1 pseudogene is annotated in these 313 nt (G+C 77.0%); it reads left to right on the forward strand.

Going from position 1 to position 313, the window contains the following annotated elements:
- Nucleotides 1-129: 129 nt before the first annotated feature.
- Nucleotides 130-313, forward strand: a pseudogene (locus V5O49_RS00145) (superoxide dismutase); the annotation flags it as partial.

A 313-nucleotide genomic window follows, 5' to 3' on the forward strand; every position in this document is an offset into this window, starting at 1 on the left:
TCGAGCGCGCTCGAGGTCCAGGCCCCGCGACCGGGCTCGGGGTGTGACGCTCGTCTCCGTTGACCTCGACCGGGGTCGAGGTCCTAGGTTCGGGACGGATCGTCCCCTCCGACCACCGCAGGACACCCGATGACCGTCTACACGCCGCCTCACCCGCCCTACGCCTCCCGCGCCCTCGCGCCGCACATCCGCCGCCAGACCATCGCGCCGCCCCACGACCCCCCCCACGCCACCTACGCCCCCGGCGCGCCCACCGCCCCGCCCCCGCCCGCCGAGGCGCGCGAGCCCGCAGACCTCGCGCCGCTCAACCTCC

The sequence above is a fragment of the Isoptericola haloaureus genome (assembly GCF_036689775.1).
GTDB lineage: Bacteria > Actinomycetota > Actinomycetes > Actinomycetales > Cellulomonadaceae > Isoptericola > Isoptericola haloaureus.